At 73.3% G+C, this 8058-nt stretch carries 8 protein-coding genes and 1 pseudogene; 6 read left to right on the plus strand and 3 right to left on the minus strand.

What is annotated here, in order from left to right; translation table 11 throughout:
- Positions 1-119 precede the first annotated feature (119 nt).
- Positions 120-179 (minus strand): annotated as a pseudogene (locus ACFYSC_RS33940) (hypothetical protein); the annotation flags it as partial.
- Positions 167-397, minus strand: a complete 231-nt coding sequence (locus ACFYSC_RS33945) for a hypothetical protein (RefSeq protein WP_389969739.1) — start codon at positions 395-397, stop codon at positions 167-169. The gene ACFYSC_RS33945 and the pseudogene ACFYSC_RS33940, both read right to left, overlap by 13 nt.
- A 417-nt stretch (positions 398-814) precedes the next feature.
- On the opposite strand from ACFYSC_RS33945, the gene ACFYSC_RS33950 reads away from it, so the two are divergent.
- The 4 genes from ACFYSC_RS33950 (at position 815) to ACFYSC_RS33965 (ending at position 3522) form a co-directional block, all read left to right on the plus strand.
- Positions 815-1513 carry a dienelactone hydrolase family protein gene (locus ACFYSC_RS33950; protein WP_362933619.1) on the plus strand — a complete coding sequence of 233 codons (699 nt, stop codon included), beginning with the start codon at positions 815-817 and terminating at the stop codon, positions 1511-1513.
- 266 nt (positions 1514-1779) lie between these two features.
- Positions 1780-2274, plus strand: coding sequence for a VanZ family protein (locus ACFYSC_RS33955; protein ID WP_389969741.1), 495 nt, complete (start codon positions 1780-1782; stop codon positions 2272-2274).
- A 150-nt stretch (positions 2275-2424) separates the two neighbouring features.
- On the plus strand, positions 2425-3177 hold the full coding sequence (locus ACFYSC_RS33960) for a GntR family transcriptional regulator (RefSeq protein WP_389969743.1): 753 nt from the start codon (positions 2425-2427) through the stop codon (positions 3175-3177).
- A gap of 126 nt (positions 3178-3303) precedes the next feature.
- Positions 3304-3522 (plus strand): hypothetical protein, encoded by a 219-nt coding sequence (locus tag ACFYSC_RS33965; protein WP_389969745.1) that lies wholly within the window; start codon positions 3304-3306, stop codon positions 3520-3522.
- Positions 3523-3736: 214 nt separating this feature from the next.
- Here ACFYSC_RS33965 and ACFYSC_RS33970 read toward each other — a convergent pair whose 3' ends face one another.
- Positions 3737-5170: a hypothetical protein gene (locus ACFYSC_RS33970; RefSeq protein ID WP_389969747.1), complete on the minus strand. Its 1434-nt coding sequence runs from the start codon at positions 5168-5170 to the stop codon at positions 3737-3739.
- A gap of 138 nt (positions 5171-5308) precedes the next feature.
- Between ACFYSC_RS33970 and ACFYSC_RS33975 the strand changes: the two genes are divergently transcribed.
- Both ACFYSC_RS33975 and ACFYSC_RS33980 read left to right on the plus strand, forming a co-directional pair.
- Complete coding sequence (locus ACFYSC_RS33975) at positions 5309-5860, plus strand: gamma carbonic anhydrase family protein (protein WP_389969749.1); 552 nt, start codon at positions 5309-5311, stop codon at positions 5858-5860.
- A gap of 196 nt (positions 5861-6056) precedes the next feature.
- Positions 6057-7463, plus strand: coding sequence for a hypothetical protein (locus ACFYSC_RS33980; protein WP_389969751.1), 1407 nt, complete (start codon positions 6057-6059; stop codon positions 7461-7463).
- Positions 7464-8058: the final 595 nt, after the last annotated feature.

The following is an 8058-nucleotide window of genomic DNA, read 5'->3' on the forward strand; positions in this document are numbered from 1 at the left end:
ACGGCCGGCCGCCGTCGGTGACGCTCGTCGCGCCACGGCTCCCGGCCGAGCACCTCGGCCAGGGCCATGGCCGCGTCGTGGACGTCGGCGGAGCCGATGCCGAGCGGGGCGAAGCCGAAGCGCAGCGGGTCGGGGGCGCGGAAATCGCCGTGGACGCCGCGGCCGATCAGCGCCCGCATCGCGGGACGGCCCTCCGGGCGCCCGAAGCCGACCTGGCTGCCGCGCCGCGCCGCTCCGGGTCGCGGGGCGAGGCGAGCTCCAGGCCGTACGGCACGCACAGCTCCTCGACCGGGTCGCTGAAGAGCGACGTCAGCGCCACGCTCTCGGCGCGGGCCCGCGCCGTGTCCACCCGTTCCCGGATGTCCGGCGACGCGTTGAGCGGGGCGAACGACAGCATGTGGGGGTGCTCACCGCGAAGCGCCGGACGCCCTCGGCGGGACGGTGGGCGGGCTCGGAGACGAACGGCGCCGCGTGCCCGTGCCGGCCGGTCAGCATGGGCTCGGCGCCCGCCGGTACACCGGCTACCCTGGCCACCCCGGCCGCGGGCCGGGCGCCCCGGCCGCGGGCCGTGCCGCGCATCGGCCGCCCTCGTCCGGGGGTCCCCGGTGTCCCCGGCGGCGCGGCGGTCATCTCCGCCGTGGGTCGGGCGCTCCAGCGGGCATACGGTTCTCTGGCCGCTGCGTCAGGACGCCTCTGTCCCAGGACGCCTCTGTCCCAGGAAACCTCTGTGGCAGGACGCCTCTGTGGCGGGGCCGCCGCATCGGGGACGCCGTGCCGGCATGCCGCCGTACCAGGACGACAAGCAGGAGGACCCATGAAGACCCGCACCGAGACGGTCGCCGTCGCCGACGGCTCGTTCGACATGCACCTGTGGCTGCCGGAGGGGGGTTCGGGCCCGGTCGTCCTGCTGATCCAGGAGATCTACGGTGTCGGGCCGTACATCCGGAAGGTCGCCGAGGACCTGGCGGCGCTCGGGTACGTCGTCGGCGCGCCGGACCTGTTCTGGCGGCTGCGGCCCGGGTGGGTGTCCGGTCACGACGAGGCCGGAACGGCGGCGTCGCTCGAACTGGCCTCCGGGTTCGACCTGCCGCAGGGCGTGGCCGACTCGGCGATCGCGCTGGCGCACCTTCGGGCGCTGCCGGAGGCGCGGGGCCGGGCGGGGGTGGTCGGGTTCTGTCTGGGCGGCTCGATCGCCTATCTCCTGGCGGCGACCGCCGAGGTGGACGCGGTGGCGTCGTTCTACGGCTCGGCCGTGCCGGACGCCACCGGCATGATGGAGAAGATCACCGCCCCGCTGCTGTTCGTGTTCGGCGGCTCCGACCCCTACATCCCGCGCGACCAGGTCGCCAGGGTGGAGCAGGCCGCCGCCGCTCGGCCGAACGTGGAGATGCACGTCGCGGAGGAGGCCGGACACGCCTTCCACAACCACGAGGCCCCGCAGTTCTACGACCCCGCGGCCGCACCGGTCGCCTGGGAGCGGGCCGTGGAGTTCCTCCGGCGCCACCTGGGATGATCGCCGCGCCCGGATCGGGCACCGCGCGCGAGACGACCTCGGCACCCGGATCGGGCGCGGTGGAGCGGGGAGGATCCGTACGGCCTCGGATCCCGTCCGGCGGCTCCTGATCAGGGCGCGGGTCGCGGAAGGGGACCTGGCCGGAGGGTCACCTTTCCCTATCCGGCCCCTGTCCGGGGGACCGCCCGCCCGGGGCCGCACCCGGCATCATTGCTCCCATGCGGCAGGCATGGGAGCAATGGGGAAATATCATCGTCGCGGCGCTTTTGGCGATTCCACCGGCCCTCGTCGCCGCCCGCCTCCTGGCCCTCCGCCGCGCCCGGGCCGGACGCCCCCATCCGGTCCGCACGGCCCTGGCCGACGTCGCCATGGTCGCCGGGACCGCCCCCTGGGCGTGGATGATCCTCACCCCCACGGGCGGCGAGGGAGGCGTCAGCCTCATCCCGTTCCGGGACCTCGCGGCCGTGCTCCACGGACCGCCGCAGACCGCGTTCGTGCAGGTCGGAGGGAACCTTCTGGTCTTCGCCACGCTCGGCGCCCTGCTCCCGGCGCGGTCGGCGCGGTTCTCCTCCCTCGCCGCGGTCGCGGCCGTGGCCGCCGCCTCCTCACTCACCGTCGAACTCCTCCAGTACGGCCTGCGCCTCGGCCGGGTGACCTCCGTCGACGACGTGCTGGTGAACACGGCGGGTGCCGTACTGGCGGCGGCGATCACCCGCCGGTGGCAGGCCTCCCGAATAGCGGGCGGAACCGTTCCTCGGTAACGGCCCGGTGAAACGCGCGGAGATCGCCACACGGGCACGTTCCTCTCAAAAGAAGCACGCGACCAACCTCTGTATCTGTGCGATCGTGGACAAGACGGGGCAAGTTCTCTGGAGACGCCAAACCCGGTTGGTGACAGAGGGTGATCAAACGTGCAGCAATCCCCGGTACCTCCCGAGCCCCCGATCTACCGGCGTATCGCCGACGAGCTTCGCGAAGCGATCTTGTCCGGCGAACTCCGAGACGGGGACCGGCTTCCGGGCGAGAACGCCCTCATGGGGCGGCACGGCATAGCCCGTGCGACCGCCAGACAGGCATTGTCCGTGCTCATCAACGAAGGACTCGCCGTGCCCAGACGCGGCTCGGGGGTGTACGTCCGGCAGTTCCGGCCGATCAGACGGCACGGTTCCCGCCGGCTCTCCCACGAACAATGGGGACGGGGGCGGGCCATCTGGGAATCCGACGCCAGAGGCCGTCCCTACACCGTGGACGACATGAACATCGAACGGGAGACCGCGGAGGAGGCCGTGGCCCGCGTGCTCGGCGGCGCGGACGTGTGGGTCCGGCGACGACGCTACTCGGTGGACGGCAGGCCGGTGCAGTTGTCGGTCTCCCACTTCCCCGCCGATCTGGTGGACGGCACCGCGATCACGCGGGAGGACACGGGACAGGGCGGCGTGTACGCGCGCCTCCGCGACCTCGGCCACGCCCCGGCGCACTTCAGCGAGGAGGTACGGGCCCGGATGCCCCACCCCCACGAGACCGTCCTCCTCGACCTGCCGGCCGGCACCCCGATCATCGTGATCTTCCGGACCGCCTACACGGCGGACGGAAGACCCGTGGAGGTCAACGAGATGATCCTCGACGCCGCCTCCTATGTACTCCAGTACGACTTCGACGCATAGATCAAGCCGTTCTGTCAACCGATAGGTTGACCTGTCCCTCACGATCATTGATTTCTCTAGAGAGGTGCCGCACCGTCGGAGGTGGAGCGTCACACAGTCGGGACCGGGCGCGGGGAAGGTGCGGGGATGTCATTCGACCGGCATCTAGCGGAAATCGCCCGGGAGTTTCCCGACTGGACGATCTGGCGGAGTGACGCGGGGCGGTGGTGGGCCACCCGCCACCACCCGCTGACGTCCGCGCAACGCGAGGCCGGCTGCGCGATGACGATCGACGCCGACGAGCCCGAGGGACTACGCGGACAACTACTCGACCAACAGGAACGTTCCGGCGGAACGGGTCACTGAGAGAGCCGCCCGGTGCCGGGGCCAGCGATTTCCGCGGTCCCGGTACCGGGCCCCCAATCGCGGAAGCCCCCGGGCCCTATCGGGGGCGGGGGCTTCCGCCCTGACGGCTCCGCGCCGACCGATCCGCCCGGACCGATCCGCGGTCCGGGTGCGGCCGGATCGCATGCGATCGATCCTCACGAACAGGCAGGCCGTACCGGAGCCCGGCGCCGGGTCAGAGCCGGGCGATCGGCGCGGCCGGGGCGCGGTGACCGTCGGCACGGCCGCCGTCCGCGTCGTCCGCGTCGTTCATGCTGTCCGCGCTGTCCGAACCGTCCGCACGATCCGAAGCGTCCACACGGTCCGGACGGTCTGCGCGGTCTGCGCGGCCCGAACCGAACCCGTCACCCGCGCCGGCCCGGCCCCCGACGTCCCGGGCGTCCCCGGTCGCCTCGTTCTCCTCGTCGTCCTCGGCCACGATCACCCGGACGGCTTCGACGTCCGCCTCGATGCCCGCGTCCCCGTCGGCACCGGTCTCCGCATCCGGACCGGCGATGTCCACGACCTCGTCACCGGAGCCGGAGCCGAGCTCGGGACCGGGACCGGGACCGGAGCCGGAGTCACGGTCGGAGCCACGGCCGGAACCGGGCCCGGAGTCACGGCCGGCCCCGGCGTCAGGACCGGAGCCGGGCCCGGCTCCGTGGTGGGGCTCGGCCCCCGGCGCCGCGACGGGCGCCCCGGGGAGCGCCTGCGTCTCCTGGTCCGCCGGGACCGGGATCGGGGCGGGCCGCACGGGCGCGGGCGGCAGGACGGCGTCCTCGTCGATCAGGGACCCGGCCGCGCCCTCCCGGTGGAGCAGGTCGCCCAGGACGGTGCCCATCTCGGTGAGACGGCGCACCACCTCCCGGTGGGTGTCGGTGAGGTAGGTCACCCGGCGGCCGGTCGTCTCGTCCAGGACCGCGGCCCGCTGCTGGGCCGCGGTGAGCGTCGAGTGCGCCTCGGCGTTGGCGGAGGACACGGCCGCCTCGGCCTGGGCCCTGGCGTGCCCCAGGGTGGACTCCGCCTCGGCGCGGGCGCCCTCGACCATCCGCTCGGCCTCGTTCCGCGCCGCGGTGAGCATCCGCTCGGCCTCGGCGTGCGCGCCGCGCAGGGCCTCCTCGGCCTCGGCGCGGGCCGCGCCGATGGTCTCGTCGGCCTCCTGCCCCGCCTGGGTGAGCCTCTTCTCGGCCGTGGCGGTGGCGTCGGCGACCCTGCGCTCGGCCTCCTGCTGCGCCGCCGTCAGGATCGCCTCCGCGCGTTCCCGCGCCGAGCCCACCAGCCGCTCCGCCTCCGTCGCGGCGTCGTCACGCAGCTTGTTCGCCTCGGCGATGGCCGTATCGCGCTTGGCGGCCGCCTCCTCCTCGCCCAGCTTCAGGATCTGGCTGAGCCGCTGGCCGAGTTCGTCGTAGTCCTGGGGGGCGTCGGAGATCCTGCGCCGGGCGTCGGCCAGCTCGATCCGGCTCCGTTCTACCTGCTCGGCCGCCCGGGCGAGTCGCTCCTCGAGGTCGCGGATCTGCGCCCGGGTGCGGTTCATGTACTCGTGAACCTGGCGACGGCTGTAACCGCGCATCGCGACCTCGAACAGGTTCTCCTGCATCAGATCGGGAAAGCTGTCGTGCTCGTTTGTCATGCTGCTACCCGTGGAGGTTGGTGGCGGAAAGGAGACGTCGGTAGACGACTTTCCTGCTTACCGGCCAAGTCCGCAACCGGAACGCCTCACCTGCTTGCGGAAATATCGGACAGCTTCACGGCGCGTAACATCGGACGCGTGACTACCGACCCGTACATCGCCTCCCTCGACGGCGACGCGGCCCCCAGCATCCATCCGGACGCCTACGTCGCCCCGGGCGCGGTGGTCGTCGGCCGCGTACGGCTCGGCCGCGCGGCGAGCGTCTGGTACGGATCGGTCCTCCGCGGCGACGACGAGCGGATCGAGGTCGGCGAGGAGTGCAACGTCCAGGACCTGTGCTGCCTGCACGCCGATCCCGGCGAGCCCACGGTGCTCGAACCGCGGGTCAGCCTGGGCCACAAGGCCATGGTGCACGGCGCCCACGTGGAGACCGGGGCGCTGGTCGGCATCGGGGCCATCGTGCTCGGCGGGGCCAGGATCGGCGCGGGCTCCCTGGTCGCGGCGGGGGCGCTGGTGGGTCCCGGCAAGAAGATCCCGGCGGGGGTGCTCGTCGCGGGCGTCCCCGGCAGGATCGTCCGCGAGCTCACCGACGACGACCGCGCGTCCTTCGCCCGCACCCCGGACAACTACGCGGCCAAGGCGGCCCGGCACCGCGCCGCCGTCCCCGTCCCGCCCGGCCGGCTCCCCTGACCACCACCCCGCGCCGCCGTCCCGCCGGAGACACCGGCCCGCGGGAGGCGCGGCGCCGTACCGCGTTGCCGGCGTCCGGCGTCCACGGCGTCCACGGCGTCTTCCATGGCCTCCATGGCGCTCACGGCGTCCACGGCGCTCACGGCCGGGAACGGCCGCCCCGGGGCCCGGGACGGCGGGGGAGGCCGCGGGTAACATGGCCGCCGTGTCGCGCTGGGACTGTTTCGACGCCATCGAGGGCGACGTGCGCACCATGGTGGCCGATCCGCGGTGGGCGGCGCTCCCGGGCCCCGCGCGGGCCCAGGCCATCGCGTCGCGCGTCCTGACCGCCCCGGACGGCGGGCGCTGGCTGTTCGGCGCGCAGGCCCGGTGGCACCGCCATGACCCGGCCGGAGGCCGCTGGCACCCGGCCGCGCCGCCGGTCGACCCGGAGTTCCGCGCCGCGTCGCGGGTCTCCCACGACACGTCGGTGATCCCGCGGCACGTGGTCCCGCACGGCCCGGACGTCACCGTCGGCCGCGGCTCCGTCCAGGGGTTCGTCGGCCCCGACGTTCCTCCCCGGATCACTGGCCGGGTACGCGAGCTGCTGGCCGCCCAGCGCGGCAGGCGCCGCGAGGACTTCCCCCTCACCGGCCCGTTCACCGAGGTCTTCGCCGAGGAGGTGGCCAGCCCGGTGGCCGCCGTCTGGGGCACGCTCATGTGGTGCGCCTACGCCCCCGCCTTCGACGGCAACGAGGTGCTGCTGTCGATGTTCGGCGAGTTCCTGGCCCGGCCGCTGCCCGGCGACGAGTGGGTCCGGTGGCTGTCCCCCTTCTCCCTGGAGGACCTGGCCGCCCTGTACGGCGAGCGGGTCAGGGCCGGCCATCCGGAGGCCGGGCGCCGCCTGGTGGCGCTCATGGCGGACACCGCGGAGGTGATCCGCGACGACCCCCGTTTCCGGCCCCGGGCGGACGCCCTGCTGGCCATGCTGGAGCCGGTGCTCCGCCGTACGGGCGTGGATCCCTCCGCCGCCCAGACCGGCGACCACGCCGTACGGCGGGCGTGGCTGGAGCGCTGCCCGCCCCACGTGATGCTGCCGGAGACCTCGCCGGGCGAGCACCTCCAGCACGTGCTCTACGACCTGGTCGTGGCGCTCGGGTTCGTCGCCGCCAAGGGGGCCGACCCCCGGGCCGTCGCGGCCTCTCTGCTCGCCGCCGACCTGTCCGAGGCCGCTCCCGGGGCGGCCGGTGAGCTGTATCCGTGGCTGGAGCCGGAGCTGCGCCACATGCTGCGGGTGGCGCTGGACGACCCGTCGCACCCGCTGCGGAAGTGCTGGCCCCGCGCCGGGGAGCTGCCCGCGGCCCTGCACCCGCCGGACCGGGCGGGGGCCGCGGCGCTGCTGGGCACCGCCTACGCCGCCGGGCTCGCGTGGTGCCGCCTCACCGGGACCCCGGTTCCCGGACGGGGGTTCGTGACGGCTTCGGCGGTCGTGCACCGGCTGATCCACGAGCGCGACGATCCCGAACCGAACGACCAGGACGGCCCGGCGGGCTCTACGGGACCGGAGACCCCGAGGAGCCCGGGAGCCCCGAACGTCCCTGGAACCCCGTTCCGTCACTTCTGACAAAGATCCACTCGGTTAAACCACGAATGGAGTTATTCCTCGCTTACTCCGCTTATAGCGTTCTCAGACGACCGGTACCGCCGATTGGCTGAATTGTGATCTCGCAGCCGGGAAATGACCCCTCCGAGGGTGTGGTGGGGACGCCAGGAATGGTCCCGATGGGCCATGGGAACGCGGGGACCCTCCGCCGTAACCTCGAAGTGGGTGTGGGCTGCGGAAGGAAGGACGACGCGGTGGGGCACGACGACCTGGACTCTAGGGTCCACGACCGTGTCGCGTTGGACGAGATCGCGCTCTATGCCGAGGTGCTTACCGCCGTCGCCATCAGCGAACGGCCGCTTACCTTGGCGGAGCTCGACAACGCGCTCGGATTGAGCGCTTCGGCGATCTGCTGAAGCCGTTGGGTTTACCAACCGTCTGGAAGACCGGAAAGCGTCCCGGGCTCCCTCGGAGGGGTCCGGGACGCCCTCGTCCGGATGACCGTCCGGGCCGCCGGGTGACTAAGGCGTGTCTGATAAATGATCTCGGTGGTGCGGTTAGATGATGCCTCGTGGTGCGACGAGGTGAACTGACCGACAAAGCCTGGCAGCGGATC

Origin of the sequence: Streptosporangium sp. NPDC004379 (assembly GCF_042873875.1) — a bacterium.
In the GTDB taxonomy this organism is placed as follows: Bacteria; Actinomycetota; Actinomycetes; order Streptosporangiales; family Streptosporangiaceae; genus Streptosporangium.

Bases quoted from the DNA above. Each gene is read 5' to 3' on its own strand.
- ACFYSC_RS33980 (WP_389969751.1), top strand. From the start codon at position 6,057: ATGGCCGCCGTGTCGCGCTGGGACTGTTTCGACGCCATCGAGGGCGAC.
- ACFYSC_RS33950 (WP_362933619.1), top strand. From the start codon at position 815: ATGAAGACCCGCACCGAGACGGTCGCCGTCGCCGACGGCTCGTTCGAC.
- ACFYSC_RS33965 (WP_389969745.1), top strand. From the start codon at position 3,304: ATGTCATTCGACCGGCATCTAGCGGAAATCGCCCGGGAGTTTCCCGAC.
- ACFYSC_RS33945 (WP_389969739.1), bottom strand. From the start codon at position 397: ATGCTGTCGTTCGCCCCGCTCAACGCGTCGCCGGACATCCGGGAACGG.
- ACFYSC_RS33970 (WP_389969747.1), bottom strand. From the start codon at position 5,170: ATGACAAACGAGCACGACAGCTTTCCCGATCTGATGCAGGAGAACCTG.